This window comes from Sinobacterium caligoides, from assembly GCF_003752585.1.
GTDB lineage: Bacteria > Pseudomonadota > Gammaproteobacteria > Pseudomonadales > Sinobacteriaceae > Sinobacterium > Sinobacterium caligoides.
Map to the genome: position 1 here is coordinate 906232 of NZ_RKHR01000003.1, position 26903 is coordinate 933134.

Genomic DNA, 26903 nt, shown 5'->3' on the forward strand with positions numbered 1-26903 from the left:
GCTAGTTCGCCGTTAATAATTACAACACGATACGAAAAATAGCGTGCGCCAAACAAAAAAACCACGCAACTGCGTGGTTTTTAAAAGAATTCACATTCTAAGTTATTTTAACTACGTGGTTTAAGCTGTACAGGCACCCCGTCATGAGGCTTCGGCAAGGGGAAGTAATCCATCTTTGGCTCACCCGATTTCGTCAATGAGTAATCGTAGTTGAGGGAAAACTGATGCATAAAGGCCTTAGATACCATCACCGCAAAGTGCATGCCGATACATTTGTGAGCACCACCGCCAAACGGCATATAGGCAAAGCTATGACTCTTATGCTCTTGACGCTCCGGTGCAAAACGCTCTGGATCAAACTGATCAGGATTGGTCCAATACTGAGTCATTCGATGATTATAAGTCGGCGCAATCCAAATAACCGTGTTCGCAGGTACATTATGACCACCAATAACACAATCACGAATGGTACGGCGAGATAATACCGGCACCGAGGGATTCATCCGTAACGACTCTTGAAAGACCAAATCAGTATCAACCCTTGTATCAAGATCATCATAATCAAGGAAAGGCTTTCCAAGCTGCTCAGCCTCTTCACGTATACGTTGCTGCCACTGCGGGTTCTTGCCTGTATAGTAAACCATGTGGCACAAGGCACTTGTCGTCGTATCATGGGCTGCAAATAACAGGAAAACGATCTGATCGATGATACTTTCTTCATCGAAGTAATTACCGTCATCATCTCGTTCATTACAAAGATACGTTAAGGTATCGGTACCGTTACCGCCGCGACGCTGCTTAATCAGCTTACGGAAAAAGTCTCGCTGATAGCGGATACCGTCACGACCACGCTTAAACTTACCTCCGGGAACCTCCTTACGCACAATAGCCAACAAGCCCTCAGAGCTATTAATAAACGACTGAGCGAGGCGGGAAGCTTCCTCACCATCTAGGTCATCAATACCCACAAAGACTTTCGCAGCAACATCAAGTAAGGTCTTCTTCACCGCTGGGAAGAAAACAAAATTCTTATTGTTAGCGAACTCCTTGATGTTTTTCTCTAACACAGGGTTCATCATATCGACGTAGGTACGCATCGCATCATTTTTGAATGCAGCCTGGAACATGCGACGCTGCGGACGGTGCTGCTCGAAATCGGAAGTAAGAATAGTGTCGGGGTACATCGTCGCCAGGGTCTGATCGTAGCCCATACGAGCAGAGAAATTTTTATCACGATCAAGAAAAATCTGCTTGTAATTATCACCACCAACGACTAACAAGCCGTTCTGCCCCCCTAGGCGGACACGAGAAACTTCTCCAAAGCGTTTATAATGGTCATCAACTACATCATGCAGACGGCTTAGCAATGGCAGTGTTTTACCGATAAATGGCAGGCCGTACTCGCCCGGTATATGATCTAGGTTCTTATTATCCTTCTCGTTCAAATAAGATTGATCGATGGTTGCGGTACTCATTATCGCTCTCCAAAATTAGCAGGTGTCTCTTTACGTATATTATTGTATTTATATTCTTATTTTTGTCGGCTAGACAACTGACTCAGTGTCGAACTTCTATACACCGCCAGCTTACTTTGTGATAAAACGCGTATACAGTGAAAAGATTTCCAACACTATAAAAAATCCCTAAGCGGCAAACAAGTGCCGGTATTTTATACACCTTGCAAAAAATAAAAAAAGCCCGCATCTGCGGGCTCATTAATAAGAGAGCGGGGTATTCGTTAACCCGTATTTCTTAAGCCTGCAGCAATACCTGCAATAGTGGCCATGATCGCTCGCTCGAGCTGTTGATCATTCGCGGTCCGGTTACGCTTTAATAATTCCGCCTGTAACAAGTTGAGTGGGTCAACATAGGTGTTGCGGAACTGCACTGAGTCACGCGCCATTGGGAGATCTTCCATCAGACTGCCATCATTGGTTATCGACAGTACCGTTTTCACGTTAGCCATCAATTGCTCTCGTAGCTTCTGCCCCAAATACTGCAGCGACTCGTCGACTAAGACCTTGTCATAATGTGCGGAGAGCTCAATATCTGCCTTGCTAAAGACCATCTCCAACATCGATACCCTCGTAGAAAAGAAAGGCCATTCACGACACATCTCTTCTAACAACGGGCCTTCGCCATCAGCGATCGCCGTCTGCAGAGCTTGTCCCGCCCCCAGCCAAGCTGGAAGCATCAACCTGTTCTGGCTCCAAGCAAAGATCCAAGGGATCGCTCGCAAGGTTTCAATGCCGCCTTTGCTGCTTCGGCGCGCAGGCCTTGAGCCGAGAGGTAGCTTACCCAGCTCCTGCTCCGGAGTCGCCTGCCGGAAGTATTCAACGAAGTTCTCGTCGTCACGTACAAAGCTGCGGTATGCCTCACAAGACAGACCAGCCAGACGGGAGATCAACCCTCGCCACTGCGGCTTCGGTGCGGGCGGCTCATCGAGGTTCGCCTGCAAGATGGCGCTGGTATAAAGCGCTAGACTCTTAATCGCTATCGGGCTGAGCCCCAACTTAGCACGAATCATCTCACCCTGTTCAGTGACCCGTAGACCACTGCGCAGAGAGCCCGGGGGTTGTGACAGTAACGCTGCATGCGTCGGTGCACCACCACGCCCGATTGTGCCGCCACGACCATGGAACAGCATCAACGACACCTTAGCGCTATCACAAACGTCTAATAACGCCTCCTGTGCTTGGTACTGCGCCCAACCTGCAGCCAACACGCCCGCATCTTTTGCCGAGTCAGAATAACCAATCATCACCATCTGGTAACCGTCGATGTAGCCTTTATACCAAGGCAACGCCATCAATTGACCAATAACATCTGCGGCATTATTTAAGTCATCAAGGGTCTCAAACAGCGGGGCTACTGGCATGGCGAAGCTACACCCTGCCTCTTTTAGCAGTAAATGTACCGCCAGCACATCGGAGGGCACACGAGCCATCGAGATGACATAGGCACCGAAACAGTCCATGGAGTTCTCGGCGACAACCCGGCAGGTATCGATAACCTCCTGCGCCTCGGAAGAAGGCTGCCAATTCGACGGCAACAGTGGTCGCTTGCCCTGTAATTCTTGCAGTAAGAAAGCCTGACGATCGGTCTCACTCCAGTCATTATAATCACCCATACCGAGATAACGTGTTAGCTCTGATAGGCAGTTACTGTGACGATCACTCTCTTGGCGGATATCCAAACGCACCAAGTTAATACCGAAACAACGTACACGGCGCAGTAAGTCCAACAACTTACCGTTAGCAATAATGCTCATCCCACAATCAAGCAGTGACTGATAGCAGCGCTGCAGCGGCTGCCAGAGCTGGTCGATATGCTCTAACGTTGGGCCGCCTAGATACTCGTTACCACGTAGCAACGTATCGGTTTTCAGTAGCGTATTATTCATCAGGCTACGTAGCTGCTTGAGAATATGCCGATAAGGTTCATGCTTATTGTCAGCAAGCTCTCGCAAGTCCGGATTACACGCCGACATCGATAGCTCATCGATCAAAGTCGTAATATCTTTTAAGTACAGGTCGGCCATCTTCCAGCGATTGATCAGCAAGACCTTGCGGGTAATCTCTGCCGTCACGTTGGGGTTACCATCGCGATCCCCCCCCATCCAGGAGACAAAAGATACCGGTGCCGCAGTAATCGGTAGACGTACACCGTAGGCCTCATCCAGGGTACTGTCGAGACGGCGCAGATACTCTGGCACCGCATCCCAGAGGGAGTTCTCCAGCACCGCCATGCCCCACTTTGCCTCGTCTAAGGGACTGGGCTTGTCACTACGGAACTCATCGGTATGCCATACCTGGGCGATCAATTCTTCCAGGCGCAGCTCTTCAGCTTGCTGTTCTCGCGCCGTACGCCCCTGCAACTCACGCTGTCCCAAAGACTTGTCAATTTCGGTATATTTATGAATCAGACTACGACGTGTAATCTCCGTGGGGTGTGCGGTCAGTACTAGCTCAATATTGAGCTGTTCTATCTGCTTTTCGATATCTTGACGGCTCACTCCCTTGGCCTTGAGCTCTGCAAATAACTCAGTCAACGTCTGTGTCGAAGACATCAGATCGGCCATCTCACGGGATATCGTATGATGCTGGTCCGATATATTCACCAAGTTGAGAAACTGGCTAAAGGCGCGCACAACAGGAAGTAATTCCTCGTTCTTCAGCCCCTGCAACACTTCCAGTAGCTCTGCTCGCTCAGAGTCGTTTTCAGCTCGTGCTGACTTTGCCAGCGTTCTAATGCGCTCAATCTTGTTCAGCAGCTCTTCACCATGACTCTGGCTGACGGCCTGCCCTAGCATACGCCCCAGAGTATCGACGTTAAAACTAAGACTATCGTTATGTTCTGCCATGAAAACCTCTTGCTATATCCATCTGGAGTTAATCGTTAGAGTGGCACCTCTGCAGTATGTTCGGCGCCACATGATACTATCACTGCCACATTAACAGCGGCGAAAATTTACCGATTGGTAATGAAATTGAAATTAAAACAAATAGATAGACCTTTTAAAGCCCAGTCAGGACGGCGCTAACACCCCTTTAATCGACTGCCTTACGGATGCCACAATCTCGCGTACACACTCCATGCGCGGATAGTTTGGTCTGATAACCAAAGCAATATTACGGCTTGGCTGTGGCTCACTAAATGGCCGATAGAGCAACATATTTGAGCTCTCACTAACCGCCAACTGCGGCAGCAAGGTTATACCGAGACCATTAGCGACCATAAACCGTAGCGTTTCCAAACTGGTGGCTCGAAAACGACTATCCTCCTCTGCCCCCGCAGAGAAACAATAGTCCATCGCCTGATCTCGCAGACAGTGACCATCCTCTAGCGTCAGCACCGGCTGCCCATCTAAGTCCGACAATTCAACGACCTCCTTAGCACCAAGGCTATGCCCCGGCGGCATCGCCAACACCAGGGGCTCACTAAAAAGATCGTAGCGCTCAAAGCCCTCCATCGTACTCAACCAAGGTAAAATCAACATATCAAGGCGGCCGGCATCTAACTCCTTTAATAGCACCTTGGTTTGATCTTCATGCAAGAAAAAATCGACGTTCGGTAAGCGCTCAGTCACGCCAGACATGATATGTGGTAATAAGTAGGGAGCCAGCGTCGGTATGAGACCAACATGCATATCGCCTGATAACGGATCTAACAAGGCCTTAGCCTTGGCCTCAAACTCCTCGGCCGCCTTTAATACCAGTTTGCCCTGTTTAACCAGCTGCTCTCCAGCAGGCGTTAGCATCACATTACGACGGTGACGCTCAATCAGAGTGAGCCCTAACTGCTCCTCTAACTTCATCAATTGTCCACTCAGCGTCGGCTGACTAACGAAGCACGCCTCGGCCGCCTTGCCGAAATGGCAATATTCCGCAATGGCGTCAAGATATTGTAGGTCCCGCAATTTAATCATTTTAACGCGCCTAAAGTTAACACAAAAGAACGCTCGCACTAACACGTGCAAGGAAGCGATACCGATAGCTTAATCGATCATCTACAGCACTGGGCTCGACGAGATCAACTATAGGTAATATCTATCATAACGATCACATAGTCCAATTATACCTATTCAACGCTTTTTCCTAAACTGGTCCCCAACAGCAACAAACGAGCGACAACATCCATCGCCGTTAGCTAGTAATAATTTATCCCTTTATGACTACGAGGAAATATCATGTACAAATCAATCATCAATTCAACTGTCCAGCCTTTCAACGCCACCGCTTTCCACAAGGGTGACTTCATTGACGTTTCCGACGCCGATATGAAAGGTAAGTGGTCTGTGGTCATGTTCTATCCTGCCGATTTCACCTTCGTTTGCCCGACCGAACTAGGTGACATGGCAGACCATTACGAGCAGCTACAAAGTATGGGTGTTGAGGTTTACTCTGTATCAACCGACACACACTTCACCCACAAAGCGTGGCACGACGCCTCCGATACCATCAACAAGATTAACTACCCAATGATCGGTGACCCTACTGGTCAAATATCTCGCAACTTTGGCGTGATGATTGAAGAAGAAGGCCTCGCTCTTCGCGGCACCTTCGTCATCAACCCAGAAGGCGAGATCAAAGTCGCCGAAATTCACGACCTTGGTATTGGCCGCTCTGCTGCAGAACTGGTTCGTAAAGTCCAAGCTGCACAATACGTTGCCGAGCATGACGGTGAAGTCTGTCCAGCGGCATGGCAGCCAGGGTCAGCCACGCTTGAGCCTTCACTAGACCTTGTTGGAAAAATCTAAACAACAAACGCTGGGCGAGAGCCCAGCCACTCGCCCTAGCCCGGCGTCCCCTGGCACTAGGGCGTGATGCCTACAGTTTTGTACAATTCTTTACAGTTTTTTACAACGTCCTCTCTCGCTCATCATCCCCACGCAAAATAAAAATTCATAAATAGACTCATCCTAACGCCGTAAAACAACAAAAATATACTGACTCGTGTCTTTCCAGCTTTTTTTATAGCTATTTGCAATGAATAATTTCATTTTTATAAAAAACCACCAAATTTGAAAAGACGATAATTTTTACAAAAAAATATGTGACGCAGTTCGCAGTTAGATAAATACACTCTAATGAGGCTTTTATTAAGATTGGCCCACTAAGTGCATAGCTACCAGCACTCACAGGACTTCGAGTGTCATAATAATAACGAGGATATTACATATGAAAATGCTTACCACCGTCGCTTCGGCCGCTTTCAGCCTAACGATGTTCGCCGCCACCCCAGCCTTCGCCGATTTTATCGACCTAACAGGGCACGGCAGCCTCAACAACTCGACCTCTAACCATACGCTATTTTCTAACGACGGCACCGCAATCAACATCAGCGCCGGCAGCTCAAACATTGGCACCTCAAACCTAGAGGGTTTCGGCGTAAAAACTTCTGGGGGGAATTTAAGCGGCATCCAAAACAATGAGACGCTTAGCTTTAGTTTCGGCAATAACGTCAATGTTACCGGTATTAGCTTTCGTCAGTGGGAGGGCCCCGATAAGGCAACGCTAAACAGCACCTTTGGCTCACTTACCCTCAACGACGACAGTTGTATGTTCTGCTCCGGCCAAGACTTCGACTTATCGCTTGACGGTATTTCCTCTTTCAATATTACTGGCGCAAGCAGCCTGTCTGTCTTCTATGTTTCTGGCATCAGTTTCGAGAACGCCGAATTACCCTTACCCGCCAGTGCCTGGCTATTTGGCTCAGCGCTTCTAGGTCTCGCCGCAGCTCGAAAAAAGAAATCCTAGACAAGTCCCTGCTCCCACAACAACAAGCAACGTACCATTACAATTGACCTTGTCGTCGCCCTCCTGACGACGACAAGGTTGCCCCCACTTTAAGCTCCTACCTATCCGATAACTTCTGAGCTTACCGTCACCGAAGAGCGACGCGCTCGACGCCTAGATAGCAGTAGACGCACCCCCAGTGCTGTCGACAACAAAAACAACAACAGCGTTATTACAATCGTAACATCGCGATAAAAACGCCCCGTCAGGGGTGCTAGGAAGTTCCATTTATGCAGTTGAGAAAATGACCAACGCTCATAGCGATCGATACGGCGACTCTGATCGACCAGGATCGCACTCGTCGCATCGATAAATAACCGGTCCCGCTGCCCTGCCCCCGTCAACGTTACCTGCCAAACAGGTAAACGTTTATTACGAAAATCATAGCCTTCACCGTAACGTACGATCTTCTGTACATCGAAAATCTGGCTCTCATCATAAGAACCAAACTGCATCGCTAATTCAGTCACCCGTCGCAAATCATTCTGCATCACCGGCTTACCGCTTTCAGCATCGATATAGCGCGCTTGCTCCTCAAGTGGCCTTCCACTAAATCTCTGATCACGCGTCACAGTCGTTCTTTTAGGCGCCAAACTTACCCGATATAACGGTTTTCCCAAACGATCCGCAGTCACTGTAAAACTGTTTAAAGACTGCCCCTCTAGTGATGCCAACCAAGTAAAGCGATCGTCGAGCCGATGACGAAAATTAATCGGTTTCGATAGCTTTAAATCACTGCTCTCGCCAATATAGGCCGCCTGTAAAAGATGGTAGAAACCACTTGCCGACCAGGCTAGCAATGGTAAAAAAAGTAAATAGCTAAAACGACGGTGCCAACGTCGTTTGCCATCAGTAATCTTGCGGCGCTTAAAATTAAGCAGTAACAACATTCCCGTTGTAGCGAACGCAAACAGCGTGATCATCAACAAACTGACCAAGAGCACGCGCCCAGCACCTGTTGCATCCAGCCAGCTAAAGGTATGGATCGTTCTAAACAGGGACTGCATCATCGCCTTACTACGATTACTAATCGATGCCAGTGCGAGGGTTTCTGTATGCACATAAAGCTGCAAGTCGGCCTGGGCATAACGTACCCGATAAACCGGTAGCAGACGATTGACAGCCGGGTAATCATCAGTGAAACGGTCGATACGATCGACTGCAACGACTTGCCCGTCCTCAACACCACTGTAATATGCCGCCAACCACCGTGCTTGCTGTACATCGAAGTTTGGTAATAATAAACCGCTGCGGAAGCTATAGTACTGCGGCACACTGAGTCGGTCATGATTCACCAACAACACCGGCCCCTGCCCCGACGGCACTACCTTCAATAAGCGCGCCCCAGAAAGCTCACCACCCTCAGCCGAAGGCGCCAATAAATCGGGTAAACGCTCGAGCTGAGCGGGCTGCAGCGATAACTTAGGCGGATAGAAGTTTGCCGTTTGCGGCCCCAGCCAACTCATCATCGGGTGCAGAAGGCCACTACCAGCCCAGAGTAATAAGACTGCGCCAGCAACCCAAGCCAGACTCAAATGCCAACGCCTACCGGCCTTCTTCATCCTTAACACCAGCTCAGCACTCATTGGAAGAACGCGTAGTTAAAGCCAACATACAATGTGCGTGGCAGGCCGGGCCGATAAGCAATTTCATCACTACCGACCTGGTTGGATGTGTAGGTCGAATAACGCTTATCGGCCAGGTTAAGTGCACGTAAATACACTGACAGGCTATCGCTCGCCTGGTAGTTCGCGCGCAGATTCAGTAAGTCGTGCCCTGCATAGCTGTGTGTATTTGTCTCGTCGGTAAAATACTCGCCGACATGCGCCCACTCAAGCTCGAGCTTTAGACTGTCCAATTGTTTTGGGCGGTAGGCCAGCCTGACATTGGCCAAGTCTTTTGGCGCCTTGCCAATATCGTTCCCGGAGAAGTTAAGATTTTCCTTTACATAGCAGTGACAAGTTGGCGAGAAGTGCCCGTAGATATAGCTGTAGTCTTTATACTTCTGCTTGGTATAGGTCAACGAGCTACCTAACTGCCATTGCGAGCTAATTTTCCAATCAACTCCTAACTCGATGCCTCGATGCTCAGTCTCTCCTGCGTTGGTCGTCTTACGCTCGCTACCATCGACATAACTAACAATATCGTTCTCGATCTGCATATCATAGATTGCTGCCTCGTAGCTTACGCTATCGTTAAATTGACCACGTAGACCGAGCTCATAACTAGTTGCCGTAACCGGCTCCAAGTCGGCACTATTCGTTGCCGAACCTGGTCGGAACAAGGCGCCGACCGTTGCCGCCCGAAAGGCCTGACGATAACTAAGGTAAAGGTTATGATTCTCTGTATATTGAAATACTGCACCGAGCTTAGGTGTCAGGTTAGTATGCGTCACACTCTGCGAGGGTGGGCGGAAGTGAGAACTATCACTATTTACACCAACCTTATTATCATAATCAACGTTGAAGTAGTCGTAACGTATACCGGCATTAAGACGCCATCGATCGCTTACCTGCCACTCTGTATGTATATATGGAGATAAGCTTAATTGGTCTGCAGAAAAATCATAATTAACCTTGCCATTCTCAACATAGCCACGATAGAAGCCCTCTTCCTTGTCGATATCAATATCGTTTTCAAGATAACTGGAGGGGGTGAAATCACTGTCTATACCGACGATAATACGCGCCTTGTCATCCCAGAGATCTTGGCGATATTTCAGCAGTAGGCCATAAGACTCAAAGGAATATTGGCGAATATTCGGGTCGTAAGTCACCATCCAAGACGGCATCATATTCATGTCGTTGTGACGATAAAAAGGGGTAATCGTCAACAACTGTTGCTCTGAGGGTTGGTAGGCAAACTCACTGGAGAGTCGCAACGCCTTAACCTCGCGATAGCCAATATCGCCTTGGAATGTATTCTTGGTGGGGTTGTGCTTGTAATCATCATAGTTCAGCGTAGATGAGCCACTCTGATCGATATCAGAGTATGACGCGACCACATTCATGCTCCAATCTTCACTCAACACGCTATCGAAGCGCAACCCTAGAGTCGTCCGCTGATAGCTTGAATCATCACGCCAACCATCATTGTCACTCACATTCAGATCGAAGCGTAAGCCACTTTCTTCGCCAATACTATTCCCTCCGCTCAATAACATACGCTCAGCACCGAACTCTCCAAGCTCAACACCAATACTTGCCTCGGCCTCACTTGGGCTTACCTTAGTAATGGTATTGATAACACCGCCAATCGCGTCACTGCCGTAGAGCGCTGACGAGGGGCCCTTGGTAACTTCTAGGCGACTACTCTGCGGCACATTAATCTCATAGAGACCGTTGTGGTTAAAAAAGCCTGTTGGCCGCGTAGGAATGCCATCTTCTAGGAACAAGTAAACGCCTGATGTGGTTATCGGCTGACGGATGGAGGTCATATGCCCCTCACCGCCCAGATTGTTTATATGCACGCCGGCAATACGATTAAGCGCCTCCGCAGGGTGTGAAGGCACCAGGAACTCCAACTCTTGCTCACTCAGGACACCCACTGACTCAGACAGGCTATCCTTACTTGTCGCCTCTCGCGTACTGGTAATAACCATGGTTTCCATTTCTGGGGTAAAACCATTCTCGTCTGCGCAGAGCATTGTTACCGGTGTCAGCACCAGCAGTAAACATGTCGATATTGTAAATTTCATTGGAGAAAATTCGCTGCAAAATAATTGCGGCGAAATCTAACCGAATGTTGAGTGATATGTAATGCGACAAATTGTCGCATCTGCGCATGTCAATACGCGGTTACCGCGGCGCCCGATGGCGAAGACCTATCTAGGGAGTCATCAGATCGATACTAGACAAGGGAGAGTGTCGCTACCGCAGTATAATATTGCAGTAGCCACTTCAATAACCTAGAGATATAACTCGTTCTTTGTATCGGGAAAGCTACAACTCGTCCTTTTCAACAGTCACAATGGTACCGGTGAGCGCCACACCGGCCATAATAGCACCTGCACCACACTGAAAAGTCTCCTTGCTCTCGACCAAGTTATGCTTATAGTTAGACTTAATGTTTATCACTGCATTACCGCCCTCTGCCACAGCCTTATCACGCAGAGCGATCATCGCCGACAAGAAGACCCATTGACAGGCCTTTTCATCTGATTTCATAAAAGCATTCGTCTTACGGCTGATACCGTACTCTACGAAACGCTTAACGACTGCAGGGTGCTCTTGGTCCGCGAAATAAAAGGCAACGCCATCACCCAGCTTTTCGACTGCGGCTTCCTGAGCAAGGGCATCCGCTATCGAAAATTCTGCAACATCATCCCTCGCATACGCGGTAGAAGACACCAGAGCCCCCAAAAACAACGATAAAATCACCTTCTTCATTTACTCACCTCACCCACAATTTATGTACACAAAAACAACACGAATACTGATAGTTTCAGTGGATAAACCATAGAGGTCAATCTATAAACAAAAACGGCAGTCACCAATGCGCCCAAGATTGACCGAGACCAATAGTTGCTAATCATAAAGGCAAACTAGCCCTCTAAACGATAAAAAACTGCTCACTCAGCTAGCTCACTCTAGCGCCTTCAGCTGTTCACAGATACCGTCATTGCTGGAACTATCCCAAGCATCCACCTGCCGAAAGGGGGTCTTTAAATTAATTGTCAGTATGTTGTCTTTTTCTCGATCGTAGGGAGGAAAGTTTCTCCTGTCGAACCACGCGGACATCAACATCTCTTTTAGCTGTCGGTCCTCCGCGCTGAACTCAACCGGACCTGAGACAATATTCAGTTCATGGCCAAAGATAAAAGGTAGCTCAGCACCGTGGCTCGATGTCTCCCCCTTGGGCGTCGATCGATAAAAAGCTTTATTAAAGTATTTTGGCCAAAGATTAAACGTCGGTTTATAGCTAAAATTATACAGTGACACATTACCACCCAGTCGCTTCGCCACCTCACGGTTAGCACACTTAAAGAACACATTGTTCAACAAGTTCCTTGCCATTCTCACCCTCGCAGCTTTACCGGCAAACATCGGCGTATTGCGCGGATTAAACGCGTCAATCTTCAACATTGCATCCCCTGCCGATCGACCAAACAACAAGCGCACCGTCTTGCGATAGCTCATTCTCGTTAATAACGTGAGCTCTAACGGCGCAATGAAAATATTGGATTCATCACTGTTAAAGCCCAGAATAACATCCACATTATCAAGCTTAGAGATCTTCGAAGGCTGCATCGGTAATAACGCACCATCGAGGTAGGGCGCGTAGGTAAGAAAACCGGAAGTCTTCGGCTCGGAGTGCATCAAACCACCCACCGTATTCATCAGACTCTTAGACCACTGCTGTAGCTTTATGATTTCCTCAACGGTTAATTCATTAAGCGGCTTCTTACTATGAGCTCTGATCTTATCCGCCAAAGCCTGTGCTGAGGCCTCATTCTTATAGCGGATTCCATAGGGGTTGCTCTCCATAATGGCGTGCTGGTAGAGGGTGCCGTTCTGCTTGTGATCTAATAAGTGTATGCCGACGGACATCGCCCCAGCACTTTCACCAAACACTGTCACATTGCTCGCATCGCCGCCAAAGCTTTTAATATTGCTCTGCACCCAGCGTAAAGCTAGGCGCTGGTCACCTAGCCCATAGTTTCCTGACAAAAGTATTGATTGTGACTTTTCTTCATCGCTTCCTCCTTGTTTAGCCGCAGGAACTTGGGGATGGAAACTGCCCAATAGTCCTAATCGATAATTCATGCTAACGACAATAAATGGGCGCAGACTCTGGGCATTCATCGCGACAATTTCATCACCACGAAAAGCCTCTGCACTGCCAGAACCGAACTCGAACGCGCCACCATGAATAAACACATAAACAGGCAACAAAGCGTCTTCTGCGCTGATACCGGCTGGACGCCATATATTCAGGCTTAAACAGTCCTCAGACTGGCGTTCTTTCTCTATTCCCTCTGCAGTAAGGTCAAAGGGCTTTTGCGGGCAGATAGCACCAAACTGGCGAACGTCATGGCGGCCAGGCGGGTATTGGAAGAGTTTGCTGTGCTCAAATCGCTCTCCCTGCGCATATCTAATACCCCTAAATACCTCAATACTGGTGTGATAGCTCGGCTTATTGAGCCGTTCGCCGCTAAAGGCAACGCCTTGATCAAGTTCAACCGTCGGCAGATCAGGCGATGGTAACGGGTATATTGGCTGAGCAAAAGCGGTGCTAAGCACGGTAATAGCCAGCAACAGAGAGCCCAGCAATAAGGAGAAGGTCTTGCAACTTCGCATAATATTACCCTGGAGCGGTATAGAGTGAGCACACCCTGTGACCGGGTGGGAAGGGCGACAACTATATTCACTCGCTAGAATTTACACAAGCCATTGTAGCCGAATACCACGAAGCTGAATAAGTAATACCGATAACGCTAAGACACCGCGGGCAACTTAAACTCAAACCTTTTTAACACTTTCTTTGGTAACCGCAAGTGGATATCAAAGAAACGACCATCGAGTGACTGATGAATCAGTAAGGACTGCGGCTGTTTTACTCTTGCTAAGTCATACCAAATCGGCTCACCGGCACCAAAGTCGAGGGGATAAGCAGCTAAGAGCTCACCACTATCAATTGTTACTCGCCCACTTGCTGTGGCTTCAGCACTCTTATCCGACAAAGCATCATGTGACTGCTTTTCTTCGCTATCAGCGACTAGCTTACTAGGATCATCGAAATCAATCGTTTCAATTGATCTCCTAATACGCTGCGCCGCTTGTAAAATAGACTCATTGTTAAACTCCTCTAATGGCGCATCAATGCGCCGATGCGCCGCTATATTGTCGATGAAGTGCACGCTGCTCGGCGCTCCCTCCACCGCTCTTAGATCAACACCATAACTCATCTGTGGGACTCTCCGCCCCCCCTGGGCAGCGTGCACGCTTCGCCACAATTGCGCGACAAGGATATCTTGGGTTGAAACCCACTGCTCCGAATCAGCCAGCTGATGCATTAGATTCGCGGCCAACACAGACAAAGATCGCTTTTCTATGCTGATCATTTGCTCCTTAACTGACATTAAGCACAACCGATTAACAAAAGTCTGCTGCCAACGTGACAAATGTTTAAATAGCTTGCTTCCACCGTTTGCGAAACTGGATGCTTCCCTCGCATCAAGCTGATACTGCTGCGAATCAGGCACTGAGAAAGCCTGCCCACGGCAGGCGTTACACCACGCCTCCAAAACATGGCTCATAGACACACGATCCGCTACCTGCTGGTGAATAGAGACTGCTAATATAGAGCCTCGATCAGAGAAGTGCGTGAGCTGAACCTCCATCAGAGGCTTATCCCTGTTAAATAGCTGCCAAGGCCTTCGTTTAGAAGTCAATTTTCTGACATAGTCTTTTGAGTGTTTTCTACTGCTGAAGCTCTCGCAAGATAACGGTGCAATTTGTGTCGTAAAATGTACACCTTGGTTGTGGAGAAAAATTTTCGCTCTCCCGGCTTGATTAACTAGCCTGCCAGATAGCAAAGGGAAATATCTCAACACTCGCTCAAGCCCATCAATCAGGTATTGCTCATCGATTGCTTTCTCATAGGCGAGCACAATTCGTGAAAACGTCGGGGCCGACATAATATCCTGAGCAACAAATTCAACAGGTTCTAATTGTAACTTTGAACGAATCAATTTTACCGATTTTCTCATTAACCTTCCTAGTTTAATACCGCCTTCATCCTTAAAAAAACTTCTATCGCAGTCTGACAAACAATTAAAACTGAGGCAGACAACATCCTGCAGAGTGAATGACAACGCCCTTCCTTTATAAAAACGCTGAGTAAGGAAATGTTAAACTCACCCCTTACACCATGCTTCATTAGCATCATCATAATAGGCCAGCACAAAAACAACTATCGGCCAAAAGTGCTAATAATAGTCCTTGCACGTTCACCGACGAAAAGCTCAAGCTAATCGCTGGCGATACCCTAGAAACAACTATAGAGATATCGCCATTTTATCGACCTAACAAGGCCAGTTATTTTTCAACGAAGCTCTTTAATTGATTTTTCTTAATTACCTCAAACTGACGTTCACACGCGCGCTCATCACGGGCAAAAAATTGCCAACCACCTCCTGCACACTGAGCCACCCCCTCAGTCAGGTGTCGCTGACTCAACGCCGCCTTTTTCACTTCCGCAACGGTATAGGGAATATCGATTAACTGCTTATTGGCAAACATCTTAGTCATGTCGTTATAGTGAAGCGAAGAGCTATCCGAAGACTCAGAGTAGGCGACAACACCCTGCACTTGAGTTCTCTCCGGCGCCAACTTCGTTGTCATCACCCAACTCGCTGACGACCCCGTTACCTCTGGGTACCCCTGTTTACCAATTGGGCCGTAGGCCATCTTATTAAAGACGCCCTCAAACTCCTCTCCACCGGGGAGCGCAACTCGCTCACCAGCACGCGTGGTAGACTGAATATCTGCAAGCCTAGCGTTTAGCGCGATACCACTACTTTCAACCCTCAATACCGCCTTCGCTAATGCTGGCAATACCGCCGGATTATTCGAGCGATCTAAGCCCCGCGGAGTATTCACAGGATCATTTTCATCGAATGGAATACGGTAGCTAAAAGCCTTTGGCAGCCAGCGAGTGAACTTGTCATCGTTAGCTGCACGAATGAACTCACGGAACAGATGCGCGCCACGGCTCTCAAGATTATCATGTAAATCCCAAGCGGCTAAGACCTCACAGGCCTCGCGTAAATCAACCTCTTGCCCCTGCACAACAGCTGTCGGCTGCGACCGACAAATTGCCACCACATCATCGCGCAATAACTGACCGGCATAGTTTTGATTGCTCAGCAAAGTCTGTGTCAGCGTCGTTTCGTTGACATCACCCTGCTCCGCCATCGCCGCCACCATCGCCAAACCTGAACGTGTGCGTAGGGTTCTCTCGCTATTGCGGCTGCCCTGCACCTGCTGAATACCCGCAATAGGTGCTTGAGCATTCGCTAGCCAATAACTATCATTGGAGTTCGTCACATAATCACTGCGAATGATCGAGGCCTGCCGACCTGCCCCAAGCAACCCTGGGGCGGCAGCGTCAGCGGCCGTATTCCAAGCGCACTCGGAGCGATTACCCTGATATAAGGGACCATCGTAGAGCTGACAAGATGACATTTGCCTATCGGTGAAATTGACCATCGGCCCCAAGTCGCCATAGAGCACATCGCCATGACTATCAACGGCAACCGTGTTAATTCCCGGTGTCGCTTGATAGTGGTTGATCGCCGCCTTCAGCTCCGTCACATTCTTAGCCCGTGCCATCGCCAATGCACCACCTTGAAAGCCTCGAGCGCCTTCGTTAGCGATACGCAGACTAACGGCCATGCTGCTATTCCAAGGAAACTTACCGCCGACTATGAAGGCGTCGCCCGCCTTGTAGAAGGTGTGACTCTGCGACCGCACCTGCCCGTTGTCATCGCGCACATCCACCGTTACCTCTACTGGCTCAATACTTCGCTGCTCTTCATCGTAGTGATAAGCTAGGGAGTTACCGGGCATGAGATCCAGCTTATAAAACATATAAGCCTTGGAGGTGGAAACAGTATTGGTCCATGCCACATCACCATTGGTGCCAAAACCAACATGAGCGCGCTGAGCTTGGTTCGCCCCAAGTAGATTACTCACCCCTGGAATAATCTGATGCATCGCGTACATGCGGAAGTCGAAATCCTGCCAATTTAGGTGTGGATTAGCGAACAGTAAGCCTGATTCATCGCCCGTGAGGTCTCGACCGATAGCCACACCATTACTCCCCTTATCGGTGGGGTTATAAAAACTGGCCGCATATTCCTTAAGTTGATTTCCCTTCCCCGGGTCTAACATAGCTAGCTGTTTCGCCTGCTCTATTGTTGATACCGACGAAGCACTATTTTGTGGGGGGTGGGCCGCCAGGATTAATGGCGCAAAGCTCGGCAAGAATGCCGGTGTCAGGTGGAAACGCCGAACATCTTGCGCCGTCATCGGTGTCACCCAAGCGGCACCGCCACAGACCGGGTCAGTCACATTATCAATACCAGTGTCGCGCAAATAACGGTTAAAGCCCGCAGCATAACCGGCAAATAACTGCTCAAACTCCTCATCAACCGACTCATCGTACACGCCTTCTTTAGCTAACAACTTAAAGAAATAGTCAGATGCTAAGTTACCATTTGCTGGACCAAAGTTAGCGGCTAACTGCCCTCGGAACTTTAATATATTACGCGACTGCTGGCAGAAGTGGTCTTGCGCCGCCGCATAGCCGGTGCCAAAACCCAAGCTGCCCCAGTCGGCGGCAATAATATGCGGTATTCCGCCCTCGGTACGATAAAGCTCGGCATCATAAGCTGCCTTAGTGTCTGTGAAACTAAGCCCTGTACAGCCTACAAGTATGGCGCTCAGCGAGGGCAGCAGGAAATATTTACGGCGAAGAATTGAAAACGCTTGATGAAAATTTGCCACGGCAGGTGACTCCTTGCGACGATTTACGTTATTGTTATAAGAATCTAATACTCCAGTTAGGAGTAAATTTACTCTGTATCGCTGCACGGTAAAAATACCAAATGGTAATAAACACAACGAGGCCTCATGGCAGCTAAAACACAGCTCAACACCACCGACTACGCCATTCTTGGCCTGTTAGAACGCCGACCTTGGTCAGCCTACGAGCTCACCCAGTTCATGCGTGGCAGTAATATCAAGGCAATATGGCCGCGAGCAGAAAGTCATCTGTACGAGAGCCCAAAGAAGCTTGCTCGCCTTGGTTACAGCACCGTCAGCAAAGAGCTGGTGGGGCGTAAGACTCGTGCCGTCTATAGCCTAACTACTCAAGGTTCTACAGCCCTACAGCAATGGCTCGCCGAACCAGGAAAAGCGCTTAACGTAGAGTACGAAGCCATGCTCAAGCTCATTTTTGGCGACATCGACAAGCAAGCACAACAGGCAAAGATGTTAGCGACAATCAAACAACAGGTCGCTGAAAGCAGCCGTCAGATAGAAGAAGCCTTCAGCCAGCTCAGTCAGTTCAGCGACCCCGAGGCCACTCCTGCCCGCCTCGCTCAACATTTGCTAGTCAACAGCTACATTAAAGAGGTCTGGCTCGCTCAACAGAAGTGGCTCACCTTCGCCGATGATTTTCAGCAACAATGGCTCAATAACCAGGGTACAGAAGAACAGCGGCGTGAGCTCATTCGACAGCACTATCAGCAGGCACTAGCACCCGGTTCGGAGTCGTTATCGTGTGTCTCTCCTTCGACTGACACACCTTCGGGCGACTGATTGAGGGCGGAACCGCTGCTATAAGGTACACGCCCCGATGGCACCAGTGCCGCCGCTCGCTCTAGGTGCAAGTCCTGGTCGTCAAAGAAGATATGGGGGCGAAAGGCTTTCAGCACCTGTGCCTTATCAATACCGCCAAGAAAAAACACCTCATCAACATAGACCCCCCAGTGCCTTAACGTCTTGATAACCCGCAACTCTGCTGGGGCGTTTCTCGCCGTCACGATGGCGATACGAACGGGAGAGTAATCAACACTGAACGGCAACCTATCCTGTAACCTTGATAGCTTCTTCAACAGCGTCGCATAGGGGCCCGCCGGCATCGGCACATCTTGCTTACGATCCTCGTTAGCCAGAAAACTATCGAGCCCCTCCGCCTTGTAGACCAGCTCACTACTCTCATCGAAGATCACCGCGTCGCCATCAAAGGCAATACGTAATTGCCCCTCAGGTAAGTGGTTAGAGTCATTGGGCGGCTGTTTAAGCACCGCAGCCGCACAATGATGACCGTCTATCACACGCTGCGCATCTTGCACATTGGTGGTTAAAAACAGGTCGACATCATAGGCCTTCAAATAATCCACCACCGATTCTCCGCCGGTAAAGGCGTGACGCGAAACGGCGAGTTGCCGTTGACGAATATTATTGAAGACCCGAATCCCCGTCTCCGGGCTATTACGAGACATCACCACCACCTCGACTAACGGCTCCCCTCCACCTGGCGAGCAGTATTGATTCAAATCGAGTAATGCCTTGACGAGAGGCATCGCCGTGCCATCGGCAAGCGGCGCGTCTTCGCTCTCGAGCATATGCTGGCGATAGCTCTCCAATGCATTCTTAGGATCGTTACGCTTAGCGTCTTGAAAGATCGCATCAGCCTCACGCAAATCAAATAGTGCCGTTGCCGAAATACCCACAACAAGGGTATCAGAGAGATCAAGAGCCATCGTTCCTCCCGGTGCCGACTTACCACATTTCTATGAAAGTAATAAGTCGCCCATCATCTGGATCTAAAGACCTATTGTGTACTAAAGACTAGGGGATTGCTTGATCAGCGCCATCAATTAGCGATGACTTTTCATTCCTCTCTCGCTTAGTAAAACAATAGATTAGCTATCAAGTCAGTATGCTTTCTCACGTTTCTAAATGAGGTAAAAGATAGCTCGTTACTGCTAAATCAAGCCACTAGAAGCGAATTATTTTAGAATACGCAAAACCTATCCATCTTGCTGATAATCAAGATACGTTACGGTAGTGTCACTATTCACTAGCCGCCTCATTCTGACATGCTGTATGCTCGTTTTTTGACCTATCAAACTATCTCCAGCAACTTGGAGGAGTTATTTTCAAACGCCTTATATTTAATTGTAGAGAGTACTATGTTTTCTGGCCGGAGCTATGTAAATACCTCAATTATCATCAGTCTATTTGCCCTCAGCGTGTCATCCTGGGCAGCGACTATTGAGCAGCAGCGTAGCGACTTTAAGCAGGCCGCAAAACTCTCCAGCGACAGCGCATCACCGCGTTATCAACAACTCAAACAACAACTCGTCGATTACCCACTTTATCCTTACCTCGACTACTATGAGGTTCGCAATAAGATAAAAACCATCGATACAAAACAGCTGCACAAATTCATCGACAAGCACGCAGATATGCCGATCGCCGGCACCCTAATCCACCGCCGATTAACTCACCTCGGTAAGACCCGGCAATGGCAGGAGTATCTCGATACCGCCAAACAAGTACCACACAACAAACGGCTTGCCTGCTATTACTACACAGCACAATTGCATAAGGGCGATCGCCAACAAGCCTACCATGGTGCTGAACAGCTCTGGCTCACCGGTAAGTCACAAGATGATGCCTGCGACCCCCTATTTAAGCAGTGGAATAAAGATGGCAAACTAACGGCTGAGCTCATCTGGCAACGCCAACAGTTGGCAGCCAAGGCTAACAACATCAGCTTGGTAAAATACCTCGACAGAAGAGCGCAAGGCAAATACAACAGCTATAGCAAAGACCTTATCCGCGCCTATCAAAGCCCCAGACACTTCAATCAACCCTCTAGTGTTAATGGCAAGCACGACATTGCCCCCACACTGATTACCACGGCGGCGAGACGCCTCGCTTATCTTGACCCTGAGCAGGCTCGTCGACTCTGGCTGCACTATCCCAACTCCGTCGTTAGTATTAGCGCATCAGAACGTGCGGCAATCAACCAGCATATCGCCACCCGACTACTGCGCAAGTCAGCCGACAACACGTGGGCGCGCGAACAAGCCTCCAAGTACTCGAAGCAGTACCCTCGCCTCGCAGAACAAGTGCTGCAACAGTATCTGGGCACTAGCTCTTGGCAACCGCTACAGCGATTTATCAATGGTTTACCAGATGATGTTCGACATCAGCAACGCTGGCAATACTGGCTGGCCCGCAGCCAAGAAAAACAGAAAATCAACCCAGAGCACGTCGCCGCCATCTACCGTGAACTCAGCCATCAACGCCATTATTACGGCTTCCTCGCCGCCGAGCGAATTAAGCGCCCTGTTCACTTCCAACATGTTCCCTACCGTGTTGCCAGCCTCGATACCGCTAGCGTTAAAGCCACGCCAGCCTTTCAGCGCATCGAGGAACTACTTGCCATCGGCTACAATAAAACCGCCAGCAAAGAGTGGCGTTATCTATTAGCTAACATCAGCGCCAAGCAGCAACCGGCACTGGGCCAGCTCGCTATTAAGCGTGGCTGGGGCAACTATGCCATCAGGCAGGCGGCACAACAGCAGCAACTCAACAACTTGGGCTTACGAGCACCACTCGCCTTCGAACAAACAATGAGACAGGCTGCCAAAAAACGCAAAATTGACCCGAGCTGGGCCTTCTCTATCGCTCGCCAAGAAAGCTTATTTAACAGTAGCGTACACTCATCTGCTGGCGCGATTGGCCTCATGCAGCTCATGCCCAGCACAGCCAAAGACGTTGCCAAAGACTACCGCATCCCGTTTCGCAATAGACGTGACCTCGAAAAACCTGAAGTCAATATCGCCTTAGGAACAAGCTATTTAGCTCAGCTACAGGAGCGCTTTAAAGGTAATAGGGTCTACGCCACAGCTGCCTATAACGCGGGACCAAACCGTGTCTCTCAGTGGCTAAAACAACGTCCTAACCTCGATGATGACGTCTGGACCGAAACTGTCCCCTTTACAGAGACACGTAACTATGTCAAAAATGTAGCTGCTTTTGCCAAGATTTACGACTACCAACTCAGTCACCATAAACAGTTTTCGGTCTATCAACTTCAACCAGAACTTGCCCTCAACAAGGATCGCACACCCACAGATCAATAGCATACTCACAGGGCAAGCATACATAGCTAGTGAGGTGTAGCGAAACTGCGGTAACGGAACTTCCACATGAATAATAAAGTGGTCAATTGTAAAATCTCACCCGTCGGCCACCTCGATGTACTATCGAGGACCGAGGTCGACATCCTACTAGAGCAGAGCCAGGGTAGTCTCTACCCGCTTTTTCGTAGCTGCGCGCTAGCTGTGCTCGCCTCCGGCAACTATTCCGATGATGGTATCGCACTGCTCGAGCGCTATAGTGACTTCGAGATCCAAGTGTTGGTGCAGGAGCGTGGTATCAAACTAGATATTCACAACGCCCCCGCTGCCGCTTTCGTCGAAGGTAAGATGATCACCGGTATCGCCGAGTTATTGTTCTCGGTGCTACGTGACATCATCTACAGCCATGACAAGCTAAAAACCCCCATCGACAGCTCCCCGAGCGCCACCAATGCTGTCTTTCATATATTACGCAACGCCAAGCTGCTGCACAGCAACACAGACCCCAACATCGTAGTCTGCTGGGGCGGACACTCCATCGCTCGAGGCGAGTACGAATACACCAAAAAAGTCGGCTACGAGCTCGGCTTGCGCGGCCTCGATATCTGTACCGGCTGTGGCCCTGGGGCGATGAAGGGGCCGATGAAAGGGGCCACTATCGCCCACGCCAAGCAGCGCCAACTCGGTGGACGTTATATTGGCCTAACCGAGCCCGGCATTATCGCTGCCGAGTCACCAAACCCGATCGTCAATGAGTTAGTCATACTGCCTGATATCGAGAAGCGCTTGGAAGCCTTTGTTCGCACCGGCCACGGCTTCATTGTCTTCCCTGGTGGCGCCGGTACCGCCGAAGAGATTCTCTATCTTCTCGGCATCTTGATGCACCCTGACAACCAGCATATCCCGTTCCCGCTGATCTTCACCGGCCCCGAGAGCGCCAGTGACTACTTCGAACAGGTCGACAACTTCATTAAGGCAACCCTCGGCAAGGAGGCCAGCCGCTACTACCAGATCATCATCGATGATCAAAAACAGGTCGCCAACGCCATGCAAGAAGGCATCGCAGAAGTCCGCGCCTTCCGCAAGCAACACGGTGATGCCTATTACTTCAACTGGCTACTGACCATCGACCACGCCTTCCAGCAACCCTTCGAGCCCGACCATCAGAACATGGCAGAGCTTGCCCTGCACGCTCACCTACCAAAGCACGAACTCGCCGCTAACCTGCGACGCGCCTTCTCCGGCATTGTCGCCGGTAACGTCAAGAGCCAGGGAGTTCGAGCCATTGCTAAACACGGGCCATTCTCCATTCACGGTGAGCACGCCATCATGGACCCGATGGATAAACTCCTGCAGTCCTTCGTGGAGCAACAGCGCATGAAGCTGCCCGGCAGCACCTATACTCCCTGCTATAAGCTGGTAAAATAGTCGTTTAACCTCTTTGGGGCAGTGTCGCGATGATGCTACCCCGCAATCCTTGCCTCACTTTTTCAGCCGCTTACACTGCCTGTTATACCTCTCCTCTTGATTGCCTAAAAGGGTCGTCAGTGATTCGATAATAATAACAGTGAGACGCAGCATGACTGAAGATAATAAAAACACCCCACAAGCGCCCCCAGGCTTCCAGCCCTTCCCTGAAGACGGTGGTTTTAACGACGCCCTTGCCCCGCTATTCATGCGCATTGACGATGACGGCATGACCCTCGCCTTACTCATTGACGATCAACACTGCAACCCAATCGGCATCTGTCACGGCGCTGTCTACATGTGCCTGATGGATATCGCGCTCAACGCCGCGGTCTGCCACGATCTCGGCAAGTACATTGGCGCCCCGACGATTACCATCACCCTCGACTATATGGCTTCCACCAAGAAGGGAGAGTGGTTATATACCTCCGCAAACTCCTTGAAAAGTACCCGTTCCATCGGTTTTGCCGAGGGTAAGGTCTATAACGACGACGGTATCAAAGTCCGCGCCAGCGGCAACTACAAACTCCCCGAGAATATCGAGCAAGCCGAGGGCGTGGCGGTCGCAGACGTCAAGGCGATGCTTAATAGCTAAAGCAATAAATACCAGCTCACACTGCCTCAAAAACCACAGAGGCAGCAGTTCTGCTCAAAAAATAAAAATATACGCAATAAACTCCGCCCCCCAGCCGTCCCTATGACGTTGACTGAGACAAAGACATCTCAAGCAACATAAACCGACGTAACCCACCAGGTAATAAATAGGGACATTATGAATAAAAAAGTGTTTATTAATAGCGCTATTGGCGCCGTACTCGCCAGCACTAGCCTCAATAGCCTCGCCGTACCCGACCAACCCGAACAATGGGAAAAGTGCGCCGGCATCGCCAAGGCTGGCGCCAACGACTGCGGTGCCCTCGACGGAAGTCATAATTGCGCGGGGCAAGCCAAGGGTGACAACCTCGATACTGACTGGATCTACCTCGCGGCAGGCAGCTGCGAAAAAGTGACCGGTGGAAATGTTGTCGCAGTAAAGCCAGCAAAAAAATAATTACCGACAGCTATTGCTTCAGCGCATCAGCCGCAGCACACAGTTCATACTCTGTGCTGCCCGCTTGTTTAATCGATCAACTACACGCCCCTGAAAATAACGCGAGACCGAGATGAGAGCACGCACCGGAGAAAATTATTCTAACCTATCGACAACGGTACCTAGCACGCCATTGCAAGGCGTCGGTATCGGGCTTCGACCCAGTCATGCTAGCGAAATACTCAGCACCTTTCCGGCCGTCGACTGGCTGGAACTACTGGTCGACAATCATCTCTGCAACAGCGGTTTTAACCGCGCCATTTTAATGCCGTTAGCGGAACACTACCCACTGAGTTTGCACTGCGTCAACATGGATCTCGGTGGCTCGCAACCGCTCAACCGAGACTATTTTAAGCGCCTCCGCAACCTTACTAACGAGTTGCAACCACGACTGATCTCCGACCATATCAGCTTCTGTCGTAGCCAAGACAGCTACCTACACAATCTATTGCCACTGCCCTTTACAGAGGAGGCACTAGAACATATCAGCGAGCGTATTAGGCAGGCTCAGGATTTACTCAATCGGCCCCTATTAGTCGAAAATGTCTCGCGCTATATCGACTATCAACACAGCACCCTGCGCGAAGGGGTGTTCATGACTGAACTCGCCAACCGGACTGGCTGTCAGCTACTGATCGATGTCAACAACGCCTTTGTCAACCAACACAACCATCAGCACAACGCCTATCAACTGCTCGATGACCTAGCCCTCACGGCCATCGGTGAAATACACCTAGCGGGGTTCGAGAAGCGCCAACACTTCCTCCTCGATAGCCACGCAAGCCCCGTTGCAGAGCCTGTCTGGCAACTCTACCAGGAGCTTTGCCAGCGCCTCTTCGCCGCCGGCCTCGATGCCCCAGCACTGATTGAGTGGGACAACCAATTACCGCCATTGCGCACCCTATTAGATGAGCGTCAATACGCCTGCAACATTCGCGAACAGCTTCTCGCCAGCAAACTTCCTTCCACCCACACAAGGAACATAAGCAGTGCAGCTAATGAATCAAAATGAGTGCGTCTCTAATAACAACATTAAACTTATCGATTTAATCACGTTGCTCGCCACGACCACCGTGCCTGGCGCCAAAACCACACCGCTAGACAACTTGCCCATTCGCTCCGGCAGCGTCGAAGTCTACCGCCAATGTAATCATCAGGCGCTCTACAGCTGCCTAACCGATAGCTACCCGCTCAGCTATCACTGGTTAGGTGAACAAGCCTTCTATCAACTGTGCAACGACTTCATACACACTCACAACAGCGACCATTGGGACCTCAATCAATACCCGTTAGGCTTCCGACAGTATTTAAAACGACAACAACCGACACTAGATCAGCGGAAGGGTCTCGACGCGCATCGGCAACTCACCTGTATAGCAGAGGTCGATGCCACTTTGCATGCTTATTATTATGGCTATCCGTTCCCACTCCCCCCCCATAACGGCGCCCCCTCACTCAACCTGGAGCGACTCGCAAAGCTCGGGGCTGAACAATTACAATCACTACGCTTCACTGCTCAGCCACAGATGCGGCTATTAATGATTGATGACGCTGTCAGTGACTTTATTCAACAACATAAAAGCATCGATCGATCACTACTAACACAAGCACAAGCTCGCCGCCTAGTCGTCAGCCGGCAAGGCCTGCACAACCAGCTCTGCTTTGTCGAAGACGATTTCTATTACTTTCTACAGCAACTCATCTCAGGCCAACCCCTAGTACACTGCCTCGACGACCTTGCACAAACCCCCTTTGCCAAGAGTCTCAAGCCCAACGCCCTGCTAATCGCACTTGAGCGTGGCTGGTTGATCGATTACGATTCTGACGAGGCGGAAAACAATAACAGCCCTCAGCTGCCTCACACGTTACCTCACAGGAAGAATTAACGGTGTTCACCTCAACAGAACTCAACCAACTCTATCAATACGCTCATATATTGACCAATGACCGTGACGATGCCTACGACCTGCTACAAAACTGCCTTGAGAAATTCCTTCGCCGCCGCCCCATCACACTATCGAAAATGGGCTACCTGAAGAAAATGATCAAACATCAGTTTATCGATCAGTACCGCCATCAACACCGCTACCCCAAAGAGGCTCTGTGCTCTGTCAACGAAACTCACGCCTTACCCCACTCTCTGGAAAAGACCATGATTGACCAACAGACACTCGAACGACTGTGGCTCAAACTACCCAGCGCAGATCGAGAGCTGCTGTACTTATGGGCCGTCGAGGGGCTGACTCATCGCCAGATCGGTCAACGTTTACAGCGCCCGATCGGCACGGTGTTATCACAAGTACATCGTCTTAAAAAGAAACTCAGTCGTGACAAAGTCCGCTACATAGCTGAAGTGGATGGACGCTGAAATGTGCATATT

At 49.7% G+C, this 26903-nt stretch carries 20 protein-coding genes; 10 read left to right on the plus strand and 10 right to left on the minus strand.

Annotation, left to right across the window (positions count from 1 at the left end; translation table 11 throughout):
• Positions 1 to 107: 107 nt before the first annotated feature.
• The 3 genes from EDC56_RS04115 to oxyR all read right to left on the minus strand — a co-directional run bounded on the left by EDC56_RS04115 (position 108) and on the right by oxyR (position 5428).
• On the minus strand, positions 108 to 1475 hold the full coding sequence (locus tag EDC56_RS04115; RefSeq protein ID WP_123711223.1) for a cytochrome P450: 1368 nt from the start codon (positions 1473 to 1475) through the stop codon (positions 108 to 110).
• Positions 1476 to 1738: 263 nt separating this feature from the next.
• Positions 1739 to 4363: a phosphoenolpyruvate carboxylase gene (gene ppc / locus EDC56_RS04120; RefSeq protein WP_123711224.1), complete on the minus strand. Its 2625-nt coding sequence runs from the start codon at positions 4361 to 4363 to the stop codon at positions 1739 to 1741.
• Between the two features lie 165 nt (positions 4364 to 4528).
• Positions 4529 to 5428 (minus strand): DNA-binding transcriptional regulator OxyR, encoded by a 900-nt coding sequence (gene oxyR / locus EDC56_RS04125; protein WP_123711225.1) that lies wholly within the window; start codon positions 5426 to 5428, stop codon positions 4529 to 4531.
• A 261-nt stretch (positions 5429 to 5689) separates the two neighbouring features.
• Here oxyR and ahpC point away from each other — a divergent pair, with 261 nt between their 5' ends.
• Complete coding sequence (ahpC, locus tag EDC56_RS04130; protein ID WP_123711226.1) at positions 5690 to 6259, plus strand: alkyl hydroperoxide reductase subunit C; 570 nt, start codon at positions 5690 to 5692, stop codon at positions 6257 to 6259.
• Positions 6260 to 6680: 421 nt separating this feature from the next.
• Positions 6681 to 7259, plus strand: coding sequence for a VPLPA-CTERM sorting domain-containing protein (locus tag EDC56_RS04135; RefSeq protein WP_123711227.1), 579 nt, complete (start codon positions 6681 to 6683; stop codon positions 7257 to 7259).
• A gap of 101 nt (positions 7260 to 7360) precedes the next feature.
• On the opposite strand, the gene EDC56_RS04140 is transcribed toward EDC56_RS04135, so the two are convergent.
• The 6 genes from EDC56_RS04140 to EDC56_RS04165 all read right to left on the minus strand — a co-directional run bounded on the left by EDC56_RS04140 (position 7361) and on the right by EDC56_RS04165 (position 17809).
• Entirely contained in the window at positions 7361 to 8884 is a 1524-nt protein-coding gene (locus EDC56_RS04140; RefSeq protein ID WP_123711228.1) for a hypothetical protein, read from the minus strand.
• Positions 8881 to 10995 carry a TonB-dependent receptor gene (locus EDC56_RS04145; RefSeq protein WP_123711229.1) on the minus strand — a complete coding sequence of 705 codons (2115 nt, stop codon included), beginning with the start codon at positions 10993 to 10995 and terminating at the stop codon, positions 8881 to 8883. The genes EDC56_RS04140 and EDC56_RS04145 overlap by 4 nt, the downstream gene beginning before the upstream one ends.
• Before the next feature lie 244 nt (positions 10996 to 11239).
• Positions 11240 to 11686 carry an excinuclease gene (locus EDC56_RS04150; protein ID WP_123711230.1) on the minus strand — a complete coding sequence of 149 codons (447 nt, stop codon included), beginning with the start codon at positions 11684 to 11686 and terminating at the stop codon, positions 11240 to 11242.
• Positions 11687 to 11881: 195 nt separating this feature from the next.
• Positions 11882 to 13597: a carboxylesterase family protein gene (locus EDC56_RS04155; protein ID WP_123711231.1), complete on the minus strand. Its 1716-nt coding sequence runs from the start codon at positions 13595 to 13597 to the stop codon at positions 11882 to 11884.
• Between the two features lie 137 nt (positions 13598 to 13734).
• Positions 13735 to 15009, minus strand: a complete 1275-nt coding sequence (locus EDC56_RS04160) for an acyltransferase (protein ID WP_123711232.1) — start codon at positions 15007 to 15009, stop codon at positions 13735 to 13737.
• 328 nt (positions 15010 to 15337) lie between these two features.
• The gene (locus EDC56_RS04165) at positions 15338 to 17809 is read right to left on the minus strand and encodes a penicillin acylase family protein (RefSeq protein WP_162844071.1); all 2472 of its coding nucleotides are present in this window, start codon (positions 17807 to 17809) and stop codon (positions 15338 to 15340) included.
• A gap of 126 nt (positions 17810 to 17935) precedes the next feature.
• On the opposite strand from EDC56_RS04165, the gene EDC56_RS04170 reads away from it, so the two are divergent.
• Positions 17936 to 18625 (plus strand): PadR family transcriptional regulator, encoded by a 690-nt coding sequence (locus tag EDC56_RS04170; protein ID WP_123711234.1) that lies wholly within the window; start codon positions 17936 to 17938, stop codon positions 18623 to 18625.
• On the opposite strand, the gene EDC56_RS04175 is transcribed toward EDC56_RS04170, so the two are convergent.
• Complete coding sequence (locus EDC56_RS04175) at positions 18550 to 19572, minus strand: 5'-nucleotidase (RefSeq protein WP_123711235.1); 1023 nt, start codon at positions 19570 to 19572, stop codon at positions 18550 to 18552. The two genes, EDC56_RS04170 and EDC56_RS04175, sit on opposite strands and share 76 nt — an antisense overlap.
• A 432-nt stretch (positions 19573 to 20004) precedes the next feature.
• On the opposite strand from EDC56_RS04175, the gene EDC56_RS04180 reads away from it, so the two are divergent.
• The 7 genes from EDC56_RS04180 to EDC56_RS04210 all read left to right on the plus strand — a co-directional run bounded on the left by EDC56_RS04180 (position 20005) and on the right by EDC56_RS04210 (position 26891).
• Positions 20005 to 21969 carry a transglycosylase SLT domain-containing protein gene (locus EDC56_RS04180; protein ID WP_162844072.1) on the plus strand — a complete coding sequence of 655 codons (1965 nt, stop codon included), beginning with the start codon at positions 20005 to 20007 and terminating at the stop codon, positions 21967 to 21969.
• A gap of 66 nt (positions 21970 to 22035) precedes the next feature.
• Positions 22036 to 23394 carry a nucleotide 5'-monophosphate nucleosidase PpnN gene (gene ppnN, locus EDC56_RS04185; protein WP_123711237.1) on the plus strand — a complete coding sequence of 453 codons (1359 nt, stop codon included), beginning with the start codon at positions 22036 to 22038 and terminating at the stop codon, positions 23392 to 23394.
• 151 nt (positions 23395 to 23545) lie between these two features.
• Positions 23546 to 24028: a PaaI family thioesterase gene (locus EDC56_RS04190; protein ID WP_123711238.1), complete on the plus strand. Its 483-nt coding sequence runs from the start codon at positions 23546 to 23548 to the stop codon at positions 24026 to 24028.
• Positions 24029 to 24205: 177 nt separating this feature from the next.
• On the plus strand, positions 24206 to 24484 hold the full coding sequence (locus EDC56_RS04195) for a BufA1 family periplasmic bufferin-type metallophore (protein ID WP_123711239.1): 279 nt from the start codon (positions 24206 to 24208) through the stop codon (positions 24482 to 24484).
• Between the two features lie 112 nt (positions 24485 to 24596).
• On the plus strand, positions 24597 to 25535 hold the full coding sequence (gene bufB / locus EDC56_RS04200) for an MNIO family bufferin maturase (RefSeq protein WP_123711240.1): 939 nt from the start codon (positions 24597 to 24599) through the stop codon (positions 25533 to 25535).
• Complete coding sequence (locus EDC56_RS04205; protein ID WP_123711241.1) at positions 25522 to 26409, plus strand: HvfC/BufC family peptide modification chaperone; 888 nt, start codon at positions 25522 to 25524, stop codon at positions 26407 to 26409. The genes bufB and EDC56_RS04205 overlap by 14 nt, the downstream gene beginning before the upstream one ends.
• Before the next feature lie 2 nt (positions 26410 to 26411).
• On the plus strand, positions 26412 to 26891 hold the full coding sequence (locus tag EDC56_RS04210; RefSeq protein ID WP_123711242.1) for an RNA polymerase sigma factor: 480 nt from the start codon (positions 26412 to 26414) through the stop codon (positions 26889 to 26891).
• Positions 26892 to 26903: the final 12 nt, after the last annotated feature.